Here is a 21,195-nt window from a genome sequence, read left to right as displayed (position 1 = left end):
ACCGTTGGTAAAACCGCTTGAATATTGACGGTATGCGGCATCTGGTCAGGGAGCCATCTGACGCAAAACATAGTCGCGCTTGCTTGTGTCCCTTGGCGGATTTCAGCAGGCAGGCACGAGAGAGGAGCCCCTCAGGGGATTACGGGGAGAGACATGGCGGACGTACACGAGAAGAACCACGATTATCACATCATAGCGCCCAGCCCTTGGCCGTTCCTGAGCTCGATGGGCGCTTTTGTGCTCGCAATCGGCGGCATCGCCTGGATGCGTTACATCAATGCGGGTGAGGTGCCGTTCTTCGGCCTGAACCTCGTCACGCCGTGGATTTTCTTCATCGGCCTCGCAATCGTGCTGTACTGCATGTATGGCTGGTGGGCGGATACCATCAAGGAAGGCAAGGAAGGTCACCATACCCGCGTCGTGTCGCTGCATCTGCGCTACGGCATGATCATGTTCATCGCTTCGGAAGTGATGTTCTTCGTGGCATGGTTCTGGGCCTTCTTCGATGCAAGCCTCTTCCCGAACGAAGTTCATCAGGTGGCGCGCGCCACGTTTACGGGCGGCGTCTGGCCTCCGAAGGGCATCGAGGTTCTCGACCCGCTGCACCTGCCGCTCTACAACACTGTGATTCTGCTCCTGTCGGGCACGACGCTCACCTGGTCGCACCACGCGCTGCTGCACAATGACCGCAAGGGCATGATCACCGGCCTCGCTATCACCGTGGTGCTGGGCATTATCTTCTCGTTCGTGCAGGCCTATGAATACATGCACGCTCCGTTCGCGTTCAAGGACTCGATCTACGGCGCGACCTTCTTCATGGCCACCGGTTTCCACGGTTTCCACGTGATCATCGGCACGATTTTCCTTCTGGTCTGCCTGTTCCGCGCAATCGGTGGTGATTTCACGCCAAAGCAGCATTTCGGCTTTGAAGCTGCCGCCTGGTACTGGCACTTCGTTGACGTGGTCTGGCTGTTCCTGTTCTTCGCCATCTATGTCTGGGGTGGCTGGGGCGCGCCAATGCACGCCGGCTGATTGGCCGTAATCTGAGTTTGAAGGCGGCCCTGGCAACATGGCCGCCTTTTGTTTTGAAACACCGTCAAGATCTTGGAGCGCGCGATGCCTGATGCCAATCTCTATCCGCCGGTCAATCCGATCAAAAGCGGTATTGCCGGGCGCTGCCCGCGCTGCGGCGAGGGCAAGCTGTTCAACGGTTTTCTGACGGTCGCGCCGCGTTGCAATGCCTGCGGGCTGGATTATGCGTTTGCCGATTCCGGCGACGGTCCGGCAGCTTTTGTGATTCTGATCATCGGCTTTATCGTCGTCGGGCTGGCGCTTTGGATGGAAGTCAATCTCGGCCCGCCTCTCTGGGTGCATTTCATCCTTTGGGTGCCGCTGGCGATCATTCTCAGCCTCGTCGCGATGCGATGGATGAAGGGTATTCTCATCAATATGCAATATCGCAACAAGGCCGCGCCCGGCACGATACAACGAGGTGCCGATAGCCATCCGGATACCAAAGAATGACAGAGCGTCAGGCATCGCGCCGCTTTCCATGGGGCGTTCTCATCGCATCGGGTATCGCGCTCGTCATCCTTCTGGCGCTTGGCACCTGGCAGGTGGAGCGGCTCTATTGGAAGGAAGCGCTGATCGCTTCCACCAATGAGCGCATCAAGGAACCGCCGCTGCCGCTGGCGGAGATGGAAAAGCTCTATAAGGAAAAGAGCACGGTCGAATATCTGCCCGTGACCGTTTCCGGCACCTTCATGCATCAGGGCGAACGGCATTTCCTGTCCACCTATGAAGGTGCGGCAGGCTATAATGTCTATACGCCACTGATGCTGGAAGACGGACGCTTCGTGCTGGTCAATCGCGGCTTCGTTCCCTATGAGAAGAAGGACCCGGCCACCCGCGCCGATGGCCAGCTGGACGGGCCGGTGAGCATAACCGGGCTGGCGCGCGACCCGCTATCCGCAAAGCCCGGTTTCTTCCTGCCCGAAAACGATATCGCCAAAAATATCTTCTACTGGAAGGACTGGGCGGCGATGGCCGAAAGCGCCGATCTGCCGGATCTCAATCAGGTTGTGCCCTTTTTCATCGATGCCGACAACAAGCTCAATCCGGGCGGGCTGCCCATCGGCGGCGTGACGATCATCGATTTTCCCAACAATCATCTGCAATATGCTGTGACGTGGTACGGCCTCGCTCTGGCGCTGATGGGGGTTGTCGGAACGTGGCTCTGGCGCTATCGAAAATCGCCAAGGGGTTGACATTGGCCGCGTTGCGGCCCAACTCGGAGGCTACAGATCTTAAGTATTTCGTCACGCCGAACCTGCGAGCTTCTTCATGACCGATCAGCGCCCCCCATTGGAAATTCGCCTTTGCGGTCCGCGCGGCTTTTGCGCTGGTGTTGACCGGGCGATCCAGATCGTCGTGCTGGCGCTGAAGAAATACGGCGCGCCGGTCTATGTCCGCCATGAGATTGTGCATAACCGCTATGTGGTCGAAGGGCTGCAATCGCGCGGCGCGATCTTTGTCGAAGAGCTTGATGAAATCCCGGCGGAGCATCGCGATCAGCCGGTGGTTTTCTCGGCCCATGGCGTTCCGAAATCCGTGCCTGCCGATGCGGAATCGAAGAACCTCTTCTATCTCGATGCGACATGCCCGCTGGTTTCCAAGGTGCACAAGCAGGCCATGCGCCATCAGCGGCTTGGACGCCATGTCATCCTGATTGGCCACTCCGGCCATCCGGAAGTCATCGGCACGATGGGCCAGCTGCCGGAAGGCGCTGTCACGCTGATCGAAACGGTCGAGGACGCCCGCAACTGCCATTTTGCTGATGAGGATAATCTCGGTTTCGTCACGCAGACGACGCTCTCGGTGGACGATACCGCAGGCATTATCGAGGAATTGCAGGCGCGCTTCCCCAATCTTTCGGCTCCGGCTGCGGAATCGATCTGCTATGCCACCACCAACCGTCAGGATGCGGTTCGCGCGGCAGCGCCCGGCTGCGACCTGTTCCTGATTGTCGGTGCGCCGAATTCGTCCAATTCGAAACGTCTGGTCGAAGTAGCGGAAAAGGCGGGCGCACGCATGTCCATGCTGGTGCAGCGCGCCGCTGATATCGAGTGGGACAAGATCGGCGATATTTCGGTCGTCGGTCTTTCGGCGGGTGCTTCCGCCCCGGAAATCATCGTTGACGAAATCATCGCATCGTTCCGCGACCGCTTCGATGTGCGCATCGAACTGGCGGAAACGGCAGTGGAAACGGAAAACTTCCTTGTGAATCGTGAAATTCGCGATGTGGAACTGACGGTGCAGGATATGGCATTCGTCAATGGCGAGAACAGGGTTGTCGGCATTCCGAAACTGGCGCCCAAAATAATGCCCAAGGTCATATAGGGGAAATAAGCGGCATGGCCGTCTATACTGATATCAACGAAATCGAACTTGGCGCATTCCTGCAGCAATACGATATCGGCACGCTGACGTCCTATAAGGGCATTGCCGAGGGCGTGGAGAATACCAATTATCTCCTGCACACGACCTCCGGTTCCTTCATTCTGACGCTTTATGAAAAGCGCACCAACCGCGAAGACTTGCCGTTCTTTCTGGGCCTGATGCAGCATCTGGCCCGGCATGGCGTGGATTGCCCGCAGCCGGTGATACGCAGCGACGGCGAAACGATCGGCGAACTGGCCGGGCGCCCGGCGGCCATCGTCACCTTTCTGGAAGGCATGTGGATGCGCAAGCCGACCGTGGCGCATTGCGAGGCCGTGGGCGAGGGACTGGCGCGCATGCATCTGGCAGGCGAGGATTTCGCCATGCGCCGCCGCAACGGTCTGACGCTGCCCGACTGGCGCCCGCTGTGGAACCTGTCGCGCGAACGCGCCGATACGGTCGAACCGGGGCTGGTCGAAGAAGCCGAAGCCGATCTCGACTTTCTGGAAAAGCATTGGCCTGCCGAACTGCCGCACGGTGTGATCCATGCCGACCTGTTCCCGGACAATGTCTTTTTCCTCGGCGACAAGCTGTCGGGCTTCATCGATTTCTATTTCGCCTGCACCGATATTTTGGCCTATGACGTTGCCGTCTGCCTGAATGCGTGGTGCTTCGAAAAAGACTTTTCCTATAATCGCACCAAGGGCGCAGCGCTGTTGCGTGGTTACACATCGATCCGTCCGCTTTCGACGGCGGAAGCCGATGCGCTGCCGGTCCTCTCGCGGGGGGCTGCGGTGCGCTTCATGCTGACACGGCTTTATGACTGGCTGACCGTTCCCGACGGCAGCTTCGTCATGAAGAAGGACCCGATGGAATATGTGCGCAAGATGCGCTTCCACCGCCAGATCGTTTCGGCTGCCGAATATGGGCTGGAACCGCAGGGAGCGGCTGCGTGAAGCGGATCGAAGCCTATACGGACGGCGCTTGCTCCGGCAATCCCGGCCCCGGCGGCTGGGGGGCGGTGCTGCGCTGGAACGGCAATGAGAAAGAGCTGAAGGGCGGCGAGGCCGAGACCACTAACAACCGCATGGAGTTGATGGCGGCAATTTCGGCACTGTCGGCGCTGAAGGAACCTTGCGAAGTCGATCTCTATACGGACTCGGTCTATGTGCGCGACGGTATTTCCGGCTGGATTGAAGGCTGGAAGCGCAATGGCTGGAAAACAGCGGCCAAGAAGCCGGTGAAGAATGCCGAGCTATGGCAATTGCTGGATGAGGCGCGCAAGCCGCACAAGGTCAACTGGCACTGGGTCAAGGGCCATGCCGGGCACCCGGAAAACGAACGGGCCGACGAACTGGCCCGCGCCGGTATGGAGCCGTTCAAATATGGCGGCCACAAATCCTTGAAGGTGCGTTAGACATCATTCTGGATACTAAAAAGGGCGGTTTTCACCGCCCTTTTTTGCATTGGATCAAAGCTGTTCGAGAATTCCGGCAGCAGCCGAAGTCACGGCCTGACCGGCCTGTTCCTCGATATTAAGCGTCTTGACCACGCCATCTTCGACGATGGCCGAATAGCGCTTGGAGCGAATGCCAAGGCCGCCCGCGGTGGCGTCGAGTTCAAGGCCTGCTGCCTTGGTGAAAGTGGCCGAACCGTCTGCGAGATAAAGAATCTTGCCTTCGCCGCCGGTGCTCTGCGCCCATGCGCCCATGACGAAGGCGTCATTGACGGCGACGACCGCAATCTGGTCCACGCCCTTGGCGAGAATTGCATCGCGATTGTCGAGATAGCCCGGCAGGTGGTTGAGGCTGCAGGTCGGCGTGAAAGCGCCCGGAACGGCAAAGAGGACGACCTTCTTGCCCTTGAAGACTTCGTCGGTCGTCACTTCCTTGACACCGTCCGCAGTCTTGACCTTGAAGGTTGCTGCGGGAAGCGTGTCGCCAACTTTGATCGTCATCTGTTCTCTCCTGAGGGCAGGGGATAAATCGCCGTCTGATCCGCTGCCTGATTTTAAAACTGTCATTGCCGCACCGCGAAGTGCAGGCAGCGACAGTTAAACCGATAACGGGGCGCTCGACAATTTCAAAACGTTGATATTGCCATCAAAAAGGGCGAGGGCGCACAAGCCTTCAGTCGAGCGTGACCTGTCCCGATACAGCCTTGCCGTTCTGCACGACGGTATAGTCGACTGTTGCATAGCGCGCATTGCCCTTGATCGTAACGGTGAAGTTGCGATTGCCGGACGCCACCGGATCAGACAGGCGAAGCTTGTCGCTGGCGACGAAAAGCTCGGCAGGTGCTTTGGGATCAGGCACGGCCACGGTGAAGACGGCCGTGTCCTCATCGCGCTTCACAGCGCTGACGCCGAAAGTGGGGGAGGCCGTCGCCGGAAGCCGCCCGAAGGCCGTCTCCACGATGGTGCGCGCGGCAATGGCCTGCGGCTCGGCAGATTCGGCATTTGCACTCACGGGGAAGTCGAATTCGGCCTGCACGGGGATGCAGATATGTTCGCAAACACCTAGAAAGGCATGGCCTTTGAGGCGTGTGTCATCGGGTTGCAGCTTGAAGATGATGGGGAGCGAAACCGGCTTCTTGTAGCCGATGCCGTCGTCATCTCCACCGAACCGCACTGGCGCGGGATAGTCGATCTGTGCGTTGGCGTTGCCCTCAAGATTGATCTGCGGCGGCACACCGGCATCGCCCGGATTGCGCCAATAGGTTTTCCACCCCGGCTGCAACTCGATCTGCAACGCGCCGCGAATCTCGCGCTGTGGGCCCGCTTCAGCTGAAACCGCACCATCTTCGATGATGACGCGGACGCGCCCGCCGGGGGTTTCGGTCCAGGCGGAGGTTGAAGCGTGGGCGGGCAGGGCCGAGGTGGCCAGCAGGCCAAATGCAAGAATATTCAGACGTGTTTTCATTGTTCAAAAATGAAATGAAATCATGGTTGCTTCAAGTCCAACAATGTTGGGAGCAATTATATTTTTGCGTCCGTCGAAGACAATTCTGCGACGCCCATTGTTATTTTCTGCAGGCTTGCTACCTTCATCACTATGACCACGATGCGGAAGCCAAACCACGAGCAGGGGTTCTTAAACGGGCAGTTCCTGCTGGCCATGCCCGGCATGAGCGACGAGCGTTTCGCCCGGTCGGTGGTCTATATCTGCGCCCATTCGGACGAGGGCGCGATGGGCTTCATCATCAATCAACTGCAGCCGATCGGCTTCCCGGATATTTTGCGCCAGATTGGCGTGATCGATGAGGATGAACTGATCATTTTGCCAGAGCGCACGCAGCATATGATGGTGCGCAATGGCGGGCCGGTAGATACCTCGCGCGGTTTTGTGCTGCATTCCGACGATTACATGGTCGATTCCACCATGCCGGTCTCCGAGGAAGTCTGCCTGACCGCAACGGTTGATATTCTGCGCGCCATTTATGGCGGCAAGGGCCCGTCACAGGTTTTGATGGCGCTGGGCTATTCCGGCTGGGCGCCAGGGCAGCTGGAAGCAGAACTTGCCGACAATGGCTGGCTCTGCTGCGATGCGCCGCTCGACATGCTTTTCGACAGCGACATCGAAGGCAAATATTCCCGCCTCATGATGCATATGGGCATCGACATGTCGCGACTGGTTTCCGATGCGGGGCATGCTTGAGTTAAGGGAGTAGGGGAATAGGGCAGTAAGGGAGTAAGTAAAAAGGACTTGCTTCGGCTGATCCGATTCAGTTTTTATTCCCCTATTCCCCTATTCCCCTATTCCCCTATTCCCCTATTCCCCTATTCCCCTAATCTCACGCTGCCGCTGCTTCCAGCTGTTCCTTGATCATACGGGTGGCGTCTTCGCGGCTGGTCGGCTGGCCGAACATGAAGCTCTGCACATATTCGCAGCCCATCTGGCGCAGCTGGAGCGCGTCGCTTTCGCTCTCCACACCTTCCGTCACAACCGCCAGCCCCAGATCATGCGCCATGCTGACGATGGAACGCAGCAGGGTGGTCTTCTGCGGCTGGTCGCCCTTCACGAAGGAGCGGTCGATCTTGATGATGTCGAACGGGAAGCGCGTCAGATAGGCTAGCGACGAATAGCCGGTGCCGAAATCATCCAGTGACAGGCCGATCCCCATCGTCTTGAGCCGCGCCAGCACATGGGCCGACTGCTCGGGATTTTCCATGAGGACGGATTCGGTCAGCTCCAGCTTCAGGCTGCCCGGATTGAGGTGGATGCGCGACAGTACGGACCGGACATCGTTGATGAGGTCTTGCCGGATGAGTTGCGTGGATGACAGGTTGACCGAGACGAACAGGTCGAGTTTCGGGAACTGTTCCTGCCAGGCGAAGAGGTCTTCGGCGGCGCGCTGCATGGCGAAAAGGCCAAGCTGCACGATCAGGCCAGAGTTTTCGGCAATCGGAATGAATTCCGACGGCGAGATTGCGCCACGGCGCGGATGTTCCCAGCGCATTAGCGCTTCGAAACCGGCGATGGTGCCTTCCTCCAGTTTGACGATCGGCTGATAGGCCATGCTGATTTCGTCGCGTTCGAGCGCGCGGCGCAGATCGGATTCCAGCTGCAGCTTGTCGCTGCCGATGGCGCGGAAGGCTGGGCGGAACGGCTCGATCCGGTCGCCGCCAAAACGCTTGGCCTGATACATGGCCAGTTCCGCGTCCTTCACGAAATCTTCTGCCGTGGTGGCGGTTTTCGTCCATGTGATGAGGCCGACGGAGGCGGTCAGGACGATCTCGCGCTTGGCATAGGCAATAGGCGCGCGGGTGGCCTGACGCAGCGCTTCCGCAAAGGCCGCGATACGGCCGGGGTCGCTCTCTGATGCAAGCAGCAGCCCGAACTGGTCGGAAGACAGGCGCGACAGCGTGTCCTGCGGCTTCATCAATCGCGCCAGACGGCGCGAAATGGTCAAAAGGATTGTATCGCCCGCCGACATGCCCAGACTGTCATTGACCTGCTTGAAGCGGTCAATATCGATCATGAACACGGTCGGGTGCAGATTGCTCTCGCCGCGCGCCATGTTCATCACATTGCTGAGGCGGTCGAGGAAAAGCTCACGGTTGGGCAAGCCGGTCAGATTGTCATGTACGGCATCGTGCAGCAGGCGTTCCTCGGCCTTCTTCTGCTCGGTAACGTTGACGAGCGTGCCGACGCAACGCACGACTTCGCCGTCCGAGCCGATGACGGGGCGGGCGCGCAGCGCATACCAGTGGTAATGGCCGTCATTGGCGCGCATACGGAAAATCTGGCCGATGCGTCCGCGGCGGTTTTCCAGAATGGCGTCCAGCGTCGAGCGAAAACGGTCACGGTCGTCGGAATGCATGACGGGCAGCCAGTTGCGCACCGGTCCCTGCAAGCTGCTTGCCGAATTGCCGAGCTGATTGGCGATATCGGGCGTCGTAACCACGCGGTCGCGCGGCACATCCCAGTCCCAGACGATATCGCCCGCGCCGATGACGGCAAGCGCCTGGCGTTCCATGTCGGATAGCAGCCCCTGCTGCAGCGCACCGCCCGCAAAGGCGTGCTGCATGACGGTAAAGCCGATCAGAAGCACGATCAGCACGAGGCCGCCGCCCAGCGCTGGCTGGACAATATCGTTGTCGAGACGGCCCGTGACCGCCATCCATGCGCCGAGCAGCCATATCAAGGTGAGAAGCCAGGCGGGTATCAGCATGACCGCCCTGTCATAGCCCTTCACCGCGAGATAGCCGATAATCGCCACACCGGAAACGACGGTCAGTGCGAGCGAGATGCGGGCGATGCCCGAGGCAATCGGCGGATCGAAAACCGCAACGCCTGCAAGCGCCAGCAGGCCCAGAACCCACGTCACCGCGCCATAGCTGAAATGGTCGTGCCAGCGGTTGAGATTGAGATAGGCGAACAGGAAGATCACCAGCGAGGCGGCGAGCGCCACCTCTGTGCCCGCGCGCCATATCTGCTCATTGCCGGGTGTGATTTCCATCAGCTTGTTCCAGAAGCCGAAATCGACGCAGATATAGGCGAGAACCGCCCATGCAAGCGCCGCCGTGGCTGGAAACAGCGAGGTGCCCTTGACGACGAAGAGAATGGTCAGGAACAGCGCCAGCAGGCCTGAAATGCCAAGCAGGATACCGCGATAGAGCGTATAGGAATTGACCGTGTCCTTATAGGCTTCCGGTTCCCACAGATAAAGCTGCGGCAGATTATGCGAGGAAAGCTCGGCGACGAAGGTGACCACGCTGCCCGGATTGAGCGTGATGCGGAACACATCCGCATCGGCGCTTGGCTGGCGGTCGAGCGCGAAGCCTTCGCTGGGGGTGATCGACGCAATACGCGGCGAGCCGAGATCCGGCCAGATAATGCCTGAACCGACAAGACGGAAATGCGGCGCGACGATCAGGCGGTCGATCTGCTGGTCGGTCGGATTGGCGATGGAGAAAGCGGCCCAGTCGCCGGAGGCATTGCTGTTCTGATCGGCCTGCACTTCGATGCGGCGCACAATGCCATCGGGGCCGGGCGCGGTAGAAACCTGAACGCTCTCGCCCTTGTTGCGCAGGAGTTCGACGGCGCGCGACAGATCGAGAGCGGTGTCGTCCTTGGAAATCTTGATCGGTTCGATGGCAGATGCATGAACGGTCGAAAAGGCCAGAAAGACGATCAGCGCGAGAAACCGCGCGGCGTTCTGGAATAGCTTTTCAGAAAAACCGCTCACGAGCGTTCAACCTTGCCATTGATCATGCGGCCATCCAACATACGTTTGTCGCTTTCTATGAGGGCGAACAGCAGGTGGTCCTGCCAGAAGCCATTTATCTTGAGATAGGAGCGCAACAGTCCTTCTCTCTGAAATCCGGCTTTTTCGAGAAGCCGGACCGAACGTACATTATGGGGAATACAGGCAGCTTCAATCCGGTGCAACCGCAGTTGGTCGAATGCAAAGGGGATAACCAGAGAGAGCGCCTCGGTCATATAGCCTTTACCCGCGAAAGGAGCGCCGCTCCAATAGCCGATCATGCCGTTCTGTCCTACGCCGCGCCGGATATTACCGAGCGTGATACCGCCGAGAATGCGATTATCGCTGTTGTGGAAAATGAAGAAAGGGTAGCCGGTTCCGGCAGAAATTTCTTCCTGAAAACGCCGCATGCGATAGCGGAAGGCGCTTTTCGTCAGGTCATCGTCGGGCCAGGTCGGCTCCCACGGGGTTAGAAACGCCCGGCTTTGCTCACGCAGATTTGCCCAGCCCGCGAAATCACCCATCATGGGCTCGCGCAGATAAATGCGCTGTCCACGCAGGATCGTCGGGTTGTTGCGCCGAAACGACAGGCCGATCATCGGAGTTAGGGGAGTAGGGGAATAGGTGAGTAGGGGAATAGGAAAAACGAAATCTTCACGGCCACATACTCCCCTATTCCCTTATTCCCCTACTGCCTTACCTTAAACAGCTATCTTTCTCGTATGCGCATTGGTCGACAGCGCATCGGTGAGGTCGCCGAAGCTCATCAGGCGGCCAACCGGGCCGACACCCGCGATGGTCGGCTTGCTGTCAAGGAACAGGCGGCCTGCAAGGTCCGTCAGGCGTTCCGGCGTGATCAGCGAAAGGCGTTCCATCAACTCATTATTGTCGACCGGGCGGCCATAGAGCAGGAACTGGCGAGCCAGCTGGCCTGCGCGGCTGGCTGCACTTTCCTGCGACATCAGAAGGCTGGCGCGATATTGCGCCCGGGCGCGATTGACTTCCTCGATGCTGATCGAATCCGCCGCCTTGTGCAGCTCGTCAATGATGACCGGAACCAGTTCCACCAGTTCATCGCGACCCGTGGCGGCATGGATGCCGAACAGGCCGGTATCCGAAAAGCCCCAATGGAAGGCATAGACCGAATAGCACAGGCCGCGCTTTTCGCGCACTTCCTGGAACAGGCGGGAAGACATGCCGCCGCCCAGCACCATGGACAGAAGCTGCGAGGCATAGAAGTCGCGCACATGATAGGCGCGGCCTTCAAAGCCGATCAGAACCTGCGCATCCATCAATTCGCGGTTTTCGCGGAAGTCGCCGCCAACATAGGTGGCGAGCTCAAGCGTCGGGGCCGTGTTATGGGCACGGAAACCGCCGAGACGCTTTTCGACTTCCTTGACGAAAGCATCGTGATCCACGCCACCGGCAGCCGTTACGACCATGCGGTCGGCGCTGTATTGCTCGTCCATATATTGGCGCAGATCGGCGGAAGAGAAGGACATCACCGTATCCGGCTCGCCAAGAATGGCGCGGCCGATGGGCTGGTGACGATAGGCTGTTTCGGTGAAACGGTCGAAGACGATATCGTCCGGCGTGTCGTGCGCCGCGCCGATCTCCTGCATGATCACCTGCTTTTCGCGCTCCAGTTCGGCTTCGTCGAACTTCGATGCGGTCAGGATGTCGGAGAGGATATCAATGGCGAGAGGCATGTCATCGCGCATCACGCGCGCGTAATAGGATGTAGTCTCGACGCTGGTTGCGGCGTTGATCTCGCCGCCCACATCTTCGATATCCGAGGCGATTTGCCAGGCAGAGCGGTTTTCCGTGCCCTTGAAGGCCATATGTTCGAGGAGATGGGCTATTCCGTGCCGGTTGGCGGCTTCGTTTCTCGCGCCGGCTTTAACCCAGATTCCAAGCGCCACGCTTTCCACATGCGGCATGGTATCGGTGGCTATCGTCAACCCGTTGGGAAGACGCGTTACTTCAACACCCATAAGCGAACTGCTCCCTGCATTCCCCGCTCTGACTTTTCATGGGCCCGATCCGGTTCGGGGTCGGGCTCAAATTTCCTTTCCGGAGCCTCAGGCGTGGGCTCTGGAATGGCGGCTTACATATTCTTCTACGATTTTCAGGTCGTTGTGAAGAACTGTGAAGCTTTCTTTTCGTTGCATCAAATCCGATAACCATGCCGGGAGCTGCGGTTCGACACCGCATGCAGCCTTTACGGCATCGGGGAATTTGGCCGGATGCGCGGTGGCGAGCGCCACCATCGGGGCTGCGCCGGACACATTTTCGCGAGCCACTTTTACGCCAATGGCCGAATGCGGATCGAGAAGATAACCGTCATCAGCCAGCACCGACTTGATCGTTTCCGCCGTTTCCGCAACCGTCGAGCGACCCGCGGAGAATTCGGCGCGGATGGCCGAAAGCGGCTTTTCGGAAATGGTGAAGCCGCCCGATTGCTTCAGGCTCTGCATGAGACCGCGCACGGCAGCATCATCGCGGCCATGGGCCTCGAACAGCAGGCGTTCGAAATTGGACGAAATCTGGATATCCATCGACGGCGAGGTGGTCTGGGCCACACCGCGCATTTCATAAGCGCCGGTGTCGAGCGTGCGCGACAGAATGTCGTTGTCGTTGGTTGCGACGATCAGGCGTTCGATGGGCAGTCCCATGCGCTTGGCCACATAGCCTGCGAAAATATCGCCGAAATTGCCGGTTGGAACAGTGAAGGACACCGGACGGTCCGGCGCGCCGAGGCTCAAGGCGCTCGTGAAATAATAGACCACCTGCGGCATGATACGCGCCCAGTTGATCGAATTCACACCCGAAAGCGACAGCGCATCGCGGAAGGCGAGGTCGTTGAACATGCCTTTCACGAGGTTCTGGCAGTCGTCGAAATTGCCTTCGATGGACAGCGCATGAACATTGGCGAAGCCCGACGAAGTCATCTGGCGCTGCTGCACCGGCGAGACGCGGCCATTCGGGAACAGGATGAAGATGTCCGTGTTGTCACGACCGCCAAAGGCTTCGATTGCCGCGCCGCCGGTATCGCCAGAGGTTGCGCCGACGATGGTGGCGCGTTCGCCACGGCTGGCCAGCACATAATCCATCATGCGCGCCAGCAACTGCATGGCGACGTCCTTGAAGGCGAGCGTCGGGCCGTGGAAAAGTTCGAGCACGAATTCATTCGCGCCGGTCTGGACCAGCGGACACACGGCATCATGGCGGAAGGTGCCATAGGCTTCGCGCACCATGCGTTCGAAATCGGCCTGCGGAATTTCGCCACCGGTGAAGGGCGTCAGCACGGCCAGCGCGATTTCGACATAGGACTTTCCGCGCAGGCTGCGGATTTGTTCTGGAGAAAACTGCGGATATTCCTGCGGCAGATAGAGGCCGCCATCGCGGGCAAGTCCGGCGAGCAATGCATCGCTAAAACCCAGGACCGGGGCTTCGCCGCGTGTGCTTACATATTTCATTTCGTCAGGCCTTCATTCCAGATATCTGCCCAGATCGGCTGCGCATGTCTCATTCGACGCGCATCTTATTGGGATGCGTTTCAAAGCTGTGCAAATGCAATAGGGCGTCCATAAAAAAGCCGCAAGAAATTAAAACATCCCAGAGGGGGTGGGGTTGCTCTTCGCGGCAAAAAACGGGAAAACGTCATCGCGCACTGTTTTGTGCGCAGTGGTATAAAGCATTTCCAGCAAAAGTGCGAAGCGGTTTTGCGTTGGGAAATGCGATGGGAAAGAAGTTTCATTTCCAGCAAAAGTGCGAAGCGGTCTTGCTGGTGGGAAATGTGGCGGCGGAACAAATTGGGGTGGTCCGGCGGTTTCAATGAAATCGGCGCGCTCTCAAACAAACGAATTAATGCAGGGAAGCCCGGTTTATGCAGAAAGCATCACAGAATCGTTCATCGTTGTTTCCAGTCTTTGCAACGGTTTTGCTCGCAGCGCTTGCGGGTTGCACGACCAGTGGCAGCGAAAAGCCTGGCGATATGGCGGCTGAAGGTCCAAAGCGCATCAGCGCATCTGAGCTTCGCGCCTATTGCCCGACGGTGACGCTGCGTGACGGAACCGCCTTCTTCAGCACCTATGCCAAGGGCGGCGACAAGGACCCGGCGCAGGTGGTTTATCAGGCATCGCTGACCGATGTGACGCGTTCGTGCCAGTATGGCGACGGCAACATTACCATCGATGTGGCTGCCGCTGGCAAGGTTGTGCCCGGTCCGAAATATAAGAGCGGTACCATCACCATGCCGGTGCGTGTGGCCGTGCGTCAGGGTGATCAGGTGGTCTATTCCAAGCTGCACAAGCAGGCGGTCACCATCACCAACGGCGATACCGCGACCCAGTTCGTCTTCAACGACAAGGGCATTTCGCTGCCAATGCCGGACAAGCAGAATATCCAGATTTTCGTCGGCTTCGATGAAGGCCCGAATGCCAAGTAATTTTCGCAGCGCCTGACAGGGCGAAGCGCTTATCGGAAAACCAGATGCGCGGGGCAAAACCCGCGCATTTTTTGTTGCCTGCGCGCGATGTTAGAACAGTTACGGACGTCGATATATTTGCGAGATCTAATACAAAAACAAAAAACTGCCACTAAATTAATATTGTTCCCAAAAGACGCGGTTCGTGTAATAGTCATATCGTTTTTATATGTTTATATTGATGCTGTGGGTCTGTGCTTATATTTAATATAGCTGCTTATGCGGGATAAGCAGTATAGTCCCTGCCACAGATCGTTTGCGAGGTTTCAAGGGCGGATGGTGCGCAGGCGGAGCAGTGGCGGCAGCCTTTTCAATCCAGTTCCTCTTATCCTTCTCTTGCTGCTTCTCTGTGGAGCGGTCGCCGGGCATTGGGTTGGCGAAAAACTACGAAGAATGGGCGATGAGCGACAGGTGAATGCCTATATGGAGGCATTGCTTTCCTATGCGGGGCGGCTGATCGACTCGGCGCACAATACTCTCGATCAGGCGGAACAATCGCCCTACAGGGTTTGCTCCGCCGATGAGCGGGTCTATCTGCGCAGAATTCTCTTCAAAGCCTATCAGATCAAGGATATCGGCCGGCTGATCGATGGCCGGTTGAATTGTTCCACGCTGCTGCCGGATCTGGCGCGGCAGGAACCGCGCTCCACGGCGGATGTACTGCTGCCTGACGGAACCTACGTCTATGCCGACCGCCCGCTGGTTACGCCGGGAACCTATGGCCCGGTGATGGGCAAGGGCAATTCCAATGTCGTTCTAAGCCCGGCGGCCTTCGATTTCATGCATACGCCGGGCTATGCCTTCGCCCTGTTCATGAGCGACCAGTCGCGCGAGAATTTTGCCCGCTTCTATGAATATCCGGCCAATGCCGATCTGGAGCCGCTATCAGGCGGGAAAATCCGGGATTTTGTCGAAAAGCATGACCAGCTGAACGCCTATGCCTGCGAACCGGACAAGCTCATCTGTCTTGCACTGAGGACGGAGATCGACCGCACAAGCCTGCATGCGCGGCTGCGATCATTTCTTTCCATTGTGCTTGGCATGCTGGCTGCTGGCAGTCTTGGCCTTGGCTGGCGCGTCTATAATAATCGCGACCGTTCGCTGATGACGCTCCTGTCCAGAGCGCTGACGAAAAAGGAACTGGAGGTTGTCTACCAGCCGGTTGTCAATGTTGTCAGTGGCGCGATTGTCGGTTTTGAGGCTCTGATACGCTGGGAGATTCATAAGGGAGACTTTGTTCCGCCGGATGTTTTCATTACGCGGGCGGAGAAGAGCGGGCTGATCCATCGCATAACGCTTTATGTAATCGATGCAGTGATCAGCGAAATGGGCGAGCTGTTGCGCGCCAAGCCCGGCTTGCGCATCAATATCAACATAAGCGCCCGCGACCTGCATGACATGGAGTTCGCCAACCGGCTGGAGGCGCGGCTGGCGAAAGCGTCCATCGACCCGCAGCAGATCGGTCTGGAGCTGACCGAGCGTACGGCGGTGGATTTTGCCAAGGCTTCCGGTGCGATCCATCATCTGCGCGAGAAGGGGCATCGCATCTATATCGACGATTTTGGAACAGGCTATTCCAGCCTTGCTTATCTCGGCGCGTTGAATGTGGATGCGATCAAGATCGACAAGACGTTCACGCGGACGGTCGATAATGGCAGCACGGTTTCGATCGTTCCGCAGATATTGGCCATGGCGCGGCAGCATTGTCTGGACGTGGTTGTGGAAGGTGTGGAAACGGAGGCGCAGGCGCTCTATTTCGCCAGGGAAAGTGCGGGCGACAGCGCGCCGGTCAAGGCGCAGGGCTGGTATTTCGGCAAGCCGGTCTCTGCGATCATCGCGCGAACGCTGGTGGTTGCAAAACCCGTAAAACGCCGGAAGACGACCCGAAAAGGCTCGTTTCTGGGCATTGGCGGCGAGCCGCGTGGTTAGATAGACTGATGTCTTACCGCATTCTGTGAATATCCTAAAAGCAAAACGCGCTTTAGCTAAAATTCGAATTAAATTCGACAGCGATGTTCAAACGAAAAGCAACGAGTCTGCGCTAGTCTGCACCCATGAAACAGAAATATGAACGTATTCTCGAACCGACGGACACCTGGGCGATCTTCGAGACGTCTACGGGTGAGCCTGTCATGATGGGGACCCGGCTGCTGATCGGTCTTGCCGAGCAGGAAGCCGAAGAGCTGCTGGCCATCCTCAACGCGCCGCCGAAGGGGCGCACCAAACGCTCCGCCGCCTGAGTGTCTGTTCCAAAAGTCGCCATGCCGGACTGCAAATGGCAATTTGAGTTTTGTATTCGCATAATCTGATCCGAAAAGTCTGCAACTTTTCGGGATTGCGCGAGGCTCCCGGTGCTCACGTACCCAAAAGTACGGCTCAAGCTCTGGTTCTCGAAATCACCATTTTCGCCACGGCCTGTCGCTTTTTGATTCAGACACTGAAGCAGTGCGGAAGATGGCCCGAACGTTCGGGCTATCGCGATATTTGGATCAGATCGGACGGTACGCCGGAACCTTGTGTGTCAGGCGTCGGTCCAGATCGATAGCGCGTTGATGACGCTCGCCAGATCCTTGTGACGGTGGATCACCGTCTCGGCGCCTGCGTCGGTCAGGCGGTCGGCATGGCCCGGATAGGTGTGCGCGCCACCCGTAAAGCCGATGACCCGCATACCGGCGGCACGCGCGCCATGGATGCCGTGCACGGAATCCTCGATCACGATCACATTGCTTGGATCGACATCGAATTGCTTGGCCGCATAAAGGAACACATCCGGCGCGGGCTTGGTCTTCTTGGTGCCGACTTCCTTTGCCGAAAAAATATTCGGCGCAAAGAGATCGTAAAGCTCAACGCGCTTCAGCATGGTTTCCAGCCGGGCGCTGGTCGAGTTGGAGCAGATGCATTTCGGCAGCTTCAATGCCGAAACCACTTCCACAATATCATCGACAGCCTGTACCTCGTTCTTGAGGCGCTCATCGAGAATGCTTTCCGATTTATCGATCAGCGAAGCGGAAAGCGCTATGCCTGCCTCGCGCTCGACCGTCAGCAGGATGTCCTGCCAGGTGAGACCGGCGAAACGTTCTGCCAGTTCGTCGGCGGAAATCTGAAAACCGGCATCGGTCAGAAGCACGGATTCGACTTCCGCAGCGATGATTTCGGAATCCACCAAAACGCCATCGCAATCGAAAATGATGAGGGACGGAGCCGCCATGTGGGTAGCCTTCTTATCGGGAGGAGGACGCATTCACACTCGCGGGAACGCATCGGGAATATTGAAGGATCAGCTACAACTTTATAGCCCTAGCGTCAAACTTCACCGGAGACCTCGCGCCGTCTGCGGTCCAGCTCTTCGCTATAGCGCCTGAGCGTATGCGCTTCACTCAACAGGCCCATGACCTTGCGTTCCTGCGCATTGTTGACCACGGCGAGCGCTTCGCTTTCGGAACGGTCAAACCGCACGACAGCTTCCTTGGCGTTCATCTGCGGCAACAGGAATTCATCCTGATACTTCAAAAGCTCGCTGATGCTGTGGTTTTCCGAACTGTCGAAGCTGTCGGCATAGACTTCCGGCACGGGGATCATGCCGACATAGCGTCCTTGCGCGTCCACCGCGATGACGCGCTGGGTGGAACCAAGCGGGAAATCGTGGCGGAAGGTTTCGATATCCGTGTCGATCAGCACGGTGCGCACATCGTGACGCATCATGCGGCTGACGGTCAGATTGCGTATCCAGCCGATATCATGCGCCGAGCGGATGGCTTCGCCGCGCAGGTGGAAGCGCCAGGTGGCGAAGGAGTAGCCGAAGGTCTTGCGGACCATCAGCGAGGAGGACACGACGGCGCCCAGCACCAGCATGGAAATCGGAAAATCGCCGGTCAGTTCCAGCGCGAGAAAGGTCATGGTCATAGGGCCGCCGACGATGGCGACGGCCAGTGATGACATGCCGATCACCGCATAGACTTCCGGCGCAAGCGTCAGGCTGGTTGGCAGCACCACGCCCGCGACCGCCGCGAAAAGCTTGCCGGTCAATGCGCCCAGAAACAGCGATGCGAAGAACAGGCCGCCGCGAAAGCCGGAGCCGATGGAAATTGCCGAGGCCAGCGATTTCGTCAGGATCAGCAACAGCAGCGCCGAGATGGTAATATTCGCATTCAGATCGAGATGCAGCGCGCCATGGCCGGAGGCCAGCACCTGCGGCGAGAAGAAGGCGATCAGACCGACGATGGCCCCGCCGATAGCCGGTGTCAGGACATTGGGCAGAAAACTGCGCCGGGTGATTTGCTCGACGAATGTTACGCCGCGCATGATCAAAATGGCGATCCCTGCCGAAACAAAGCCCAGCAGCAATGCGGGCACGTAGTCACGTGGGGTGATGGCGTCGATGTTGCCGATATCGATCAGAAAAGGTGTGCCCCCAATGGCCTGCGTCACCAAAGTGCCGACAATCGCCGCGACGACCACCGGGGCCAGTGTGGCGATGGAATAAACGCCAATGATAAGCTCGAATGCATAAAATGCGCCGGTGAGGGGCGCGTTGAACGCGCTGGCAATGGCCGCTGCCGCACCGCAGCCGACAAGCGTGCGCAAATCGGCCCGGCGCAGTTTGAGCGCGCGCCCGATGCGCGATGCGAAACCGCTGGCAAGCTGTGTATAGGCGGCCTCCAGGCCAACCGAAGCGCCAAAGCCGTTGGAAATCAGGTTTTGCCCGACGAGAATAAAGCTATCGGTGAGTGACAGGCGACCGCCATGCAAGGCATTGGCTTCGATGGGATCGACGATGGGGCGCTTGCGCCAACGCGCCAGCACCCAGATGATAATCCCCATAAGAATGCCGCCAGCCAGCGGCGCGATGAAGGCGCTGGGATAAAGCTGCGCCGCAGAACTGAGCTTTTCGCCGGGTTCCAGCGCAAACAGCGCCTGATGCATCCATTGCGATATGCCGCCGATGGCCGCAACGGCAAGGCCGGATATGATACCGATCACGACACCCGCGATGACGAGACCGATTTCGCTGCCGCGCACAACGGCGCGCATGCGGAAGGGAACGAAGAACACCCTCAAATAACGGTTATGGCGCAGTTCTGCGAAATTCATATGCAAAAACCTGACAGGCGCGGTTCGGTCGGCTCAGTTGCCTCGAAGGCTGATTGTTCGCAAATCATAGCCGGAAAGGGATAACCAAGCCTTATTGGAGACGACGCATTACCCGTCGGCCTTTGCATTTCGATGACGGCGTTAAGATGGCAGTCGTGAAATTGTTCAGCATCGTTTGAAAGGAAAAAGCCCGGAAAGCCGGGACTTTGTTGCCTTTTTAAGAAAAGGTTTACGATTTCAATACCTTGGCGTTAACGCCATATTTACCCTACCCGGTAACCATAAGGACAAGTTTTCGCGTCCACAGGTAATCGAGTATCCCATGTCCCTAGTACGTCTTGCCCATGAGTTGCCCATCGAGGCCCCGCGTACCGCCTGGCTCGACTCCATCATCAAGGGTGATTGCGTTTCCGCTCTGGAGCGCCTGCCGGATCATTCCGTCGATGTCATCTTTGCCGATCCGCCCTACAATCTTCAGCTGGGTGGCGATCTGCATCGCCCGGATCAGTCGATGGTCAGCGCCGTTGACGATCATTGGGACCAGTTCGAAAGCTTTCAGGCCTATGACGCCTTCACCCGCGCCTGGCTTTTGGCCTGCCGCCGCGTTTTGAAGCCGAATGGCACGATATGGGTTATCGGCTCCTATCACAATATTTTCCGCGTCGGCACGCAGTTGCAGGATCTGGGCTTCTGGCTCCTCAATGACGTGATCTGGCGCAAAACCAATCCGATGCCGAACTTCCGCGGACGCCGTTTCCAGAACGCGCATGAGACGCTGATCTGGGCATCGCGCGACCAGAAGGGCAAAGGCTACACCTTCAATTATGAAGCGATGAAAGCCGCCAATGACGATGTGCAGATGCGCTCGGACTGGCTGTTTCCGATCTGCACGGGTTCAGAACGCCTGAAGGACGAGAACGGTGACAAGGTTCATCCGACGCAGAAGCCGGAAGCGCTTCTGGCCCGCATCATGATGGCTTCGAGCAAGCCGGGAGACGTTATTCTCGACCCATTCTTCGGTTCTGGCACGACCGGCGCGGTGGCTAAGCGTCTCGGACGCCATTTTGTCGGTATCGAACGCGAACAGACCTATATCGACGCCGCAACCGCCCGCATCGATGCGGTGGAACCGCTCGGCAAGGCCGAACTGACCGTCATGACCGGCAAGCGCGCTGAACCGCGTGTGGCTTTCACCAGTGTGCTGGAAGCAGGTCTCTTACGTCCGGGAACGGTTCTTTGCGATGCGCGCCGTCGTTATGCGGCGATCGTTCGCGCTGACGGCACTTTGGCGGCCAATGGCGAAGCCGGTTCGATCCATCGTATCGGCGCCAAGGTGCAAGGGTTCGACGCCTGCAATGGCTGGACCTTCTGGCATTTTGAAGAAGAAGGCGTGCTGAAACCTATCGACGATCTGCGCAAAGTCATCCGCGACGAGATGGCAGCAGCAGGCGCCTGAGAATAATTCTCAT

Annotated in this window: 19 protein-coding genes; 11 read left to right on the top strand and 8 right to left on the bottom strand. The window is 58.2% G+C overall.

All coding sequences use genetic code 11. The annotated features are described in order from the left end of the window. Window positions 1-153 precede the first annotated feature (153 nt). The 6 genes from WIX40_RS11285 to rnhA all read left to right on the top strand — a co-directional run bounded on the left by WIX40_RS11285 (window position 154) and on the right by rnhA (window position 4,855). Window positions 154-1,032 (top strand): cytochrome c oxidase subunit 3, encoded by an 879-nt coding sequence (locus WIX40_RS11285; RefSeq protein ID WP_109368495.1) that lies wholly within the window; start codon window positions 154-156, stop codon window positions 1,030-1,032. Window positions 1,033-1,116: 84 nt separating this feature from the next. After that, entirely contained in the window at window positions 1,117-1,524 is a 408-nt protein-coding gene (locus WIX40_RS11280; RefSeq protein ID WP_339439928.1) for a DUF983 domain-containing protein, read from the top strand. Then, window positions 1,521-2,267: an SURF1 family protein gene (locus tag WIX40_RS11275; RefSeq protein WP_124915212.1), complete on the top strand. Its 747-nt coding sequence runs from the start codon at window positions 1,521-1,523 to the stop codon at window positions 2,265-2,267. The genes WIX40_RS11280 and WIX40_RS11275 overlap by 4 nt, the downstream gene beginning before the upstream one ends. 76 nt (window positions 2,268-2,343) lie before the next feature. Then, a complete protein-coding gene (gene ispH / locus WIX40_RS11270) occupies window positions 2,344-3,399 on the top strand; it encodes a 4-hydroxy-3-methylbut-2-enyl diphosphate reductase (protein ID WP_109368498.1) in 1,056 nt (351 codons plus the stop codon). A 14-nt stretch (window positions 3,400-3,413) separates the two neighbouring features. Beyond that, entirely contained in the window at window positions 3,414-4,394 is a 981-nt protein-coding gene (locus WIX40_RS11265; protein ID WP_124915213.1) for a homoserine kinase, read from the top strand. Then, complete coding sequence (rnhA, locus tag WIX40_RS11260) at window positions 4,391-4,855, top strand: ribonuclease HI (RefSeq protein ID WP_339439927.1); 465 nt, start codon at window positions 4,391-4,393, stop codon at window positions 4,853-4,855. Before WIX40_RS11265 ends, rnhA begins: the two co-directional genes overlap by 4 nt. 54 nt (window positions 4,856-4,909) lie before the next feature. On the opposite strand, the gene WIX40_RS11255 is transcribed toward rnhA, so the two are convergent. Both WIX40_RS11255 and WIX40_RS11250 read right to left on the bottom strand, forming a co-directional pair. Next, window positions 4,910-5,395 (bottom strand): peroxiredoxin, encoded by a 486-nt coding sequence (locus WIX40_RS11255; protein ID WP_109368501.1) that lies wholly within the window; start codon window positions 5,393-5,395, stop codon window positions 4,910-4,912. 172 nt (window positions 5,396-5,567) lie between these two features. Next, window positions 5,568-6,359, bottom strand: a complete 792-nt coding sequence (locus tag WIX40_RS11250; protein ID WP_339439926.1) for a protein-disulfide reductase DsbD domain-containing protein — start codon at window positions 6,357-6,359, stop codon at window positions 5,568-5,570. Window positions 6,360-6,491: 132 nt separating this feature from the next. Between WIX40_RS11250 and WIX40_RS11245 the strand changes: the two genes are divergently transcribed. Further along, complete coding sequence (locus tag WIX40_RS11245) at window positions 6,492-7,094, top strand: YqgE/AlgH family protein (protein ID WP_339439925.1); 603 nt, start codon at window positions 6,492-6,494, stop codon at window positions 7,092-7,094. 136 nt (window positions 7,095-7,230) lie between these two features. Here WIX40_RS11245 and WIX40_RS11240 read toward each other — a convergent pair whose 3' ends face one another. The 4 genes from WIX40_RS11240 to thrC all read right to left on the bottom strand — a co-directional run bounded on the left by WIX40_RS11240 (window position 7,231) and on the right by thrC (window position 13,625). Then, a complete protein-coding gene (locus WIX40_RS11240) occupies window positions 7,231-10,128 on the bottom strand; it encodes a sensor domain-containing phosphodiesterase (protein ID WP_109368504.1) in 2,898 nt (965 codons plus the stop codon). Then, the gene (locus WIX40_RS11235; protein ID WP_339439923.1) at window positions 10,125-10,745 is read right to left on the bottom strand and encodes a GNAT family N-acetyltransferase; all 621 of its coding nucleotides are present in this window, start codon (window positions 10,743-10,745) and stop codon (window positions 10,125-10,127) included. The genes WIX40_RS11240 and WIX40_RS11235 overlap by 4 nt, the downstream gene beginning before the upstream one ends. Window positions 10,746-10,847: 102 nt before the next feature. After that, on the bottom strand, window positions 10,848-12,140 hold the full coding sequence (locus tag WIX40_RS11230) for a M16 family metallopeptidase (protein ID WP_109368506.1): 1,293 nt from the start codon (window positions 12,138-12,140) through the stop codon (window positions 10,848-10,850). 87 nt (window positions 12,141-12,227) lie between these two features. Next, on the bottom strand, window positions 12,228-13,625 hold the full coding sequence (thrC, locus tag WIX40_RS11225; protein WP_339439922.1) for a threonine synthase: 1,398 nt from the start codon (window positions 13,623-13,625) through the stop codon (window positions 12,228-12,230). A gap of 410 nt (window positions 13,626-14,035) precedes the next feature. Between thrC and WIX40_RS11220 the strand changes: the two genes are divergently transcribed. The 3 genes from WIX40_RS11220 (at window position 14,036) to WIX40_RS11210 (ending at window position 16,875) form a co-directional block, all read left to right on the top strand. Further along, window positions 14,036-14,596: a hypothetical protein gene (locus WIX40_RS11220; RefSeq protein ID WP_109368508.1), complete on the top strand. Its 561-nt coding sequence runs from the start codon at window positions 14,036-14,038 to the stop codon at window positions 14,594-14,596. Between the two features lie 315 nt (window positions 14,597-14,911). After that, window positions 14,912-16,564, top strand: coding sequence for an EAL domain-containing protein (locus WIX40_RS11215; RefSeq protein WP_371834128.1), 1,653 nt, complete (start codon window positions 14,912-14,914; stop codon window positions 16,562-16,564). Window positions 16,565-16,689: 125 nt separating this feature from the next. Further along, complete coding sequence (locus tag WIX40_RS11210) at window positions 16,690-16,875, top strand: hypothetical protein (RefSeq protein ID WP_339439920.1); 186 nt, start codon at window positions 16,690-16,692, stop codon at window positions 16,873-16,875. Between the two features lie 281 nt (window positions 16,876-17,156). Here the strand turns inward: WIX40_RS11210 and WIX40_RS11205 are convergent, their stop codons facing one another. Beyond that, window positions 17,157-17,843 carry an HAD family hydrolase gene (locus WIX40_RS11205; protein WP_124915220.1) on the bottom strand — a complete coding sequence of 229 codons (687 nt, stop codon included), beginning with the start codon at window positions 17,841-17,843 and terminating at the stop codon, window positions 17,157-17,159. Between the two features lie 95 nt (window positions 17,844-17,938). Continuing rightward, window positions 17,939-19,726, bottom strand: coding sequence for a chloride channel protein (locus WIX40_RS11200; protein WP_124915221.1), 1,788 nt, complete (start codon window positions 19,724-19,726; stop codon window positions 17,939-17,941). 322 nt (window positions 19,727-20,048) lie between these two features. Here WIX40_RS11200 and WIX40_RS11195 point away from each other — a divergent pair, with 322 nt between their 5' ends. Further along, window positions 20,049-21,182, top strand: a complete 1,134-nt coding sequence (locus WIX40_RS11195) for a site-specific DNA-methyltransferase (RefSeq protein ID WP_124915222.1) — start codon at window positions 20,049-20,051, stop codon at window positions 21,180-21,182. Window positions 21,183-21,195 lie beyond the last annotated feature (13 nt).

This window comes from Ochrobactrum teleogrylli, from assembly GCF_037482325.1.
Taxonomy (GTDB): domain Bacteria; phylum Pseudomonadota; class Alphaproteobacteria; order Rhizobiales; family Rhizobiaceae; genus Brucella; species Brucella teleogrylli.
The sequence above is the reverse complement of the archived record's forward strand: the minus strand, read 5'-3'. Positions and strand labels throughout refer to the sequence as shown.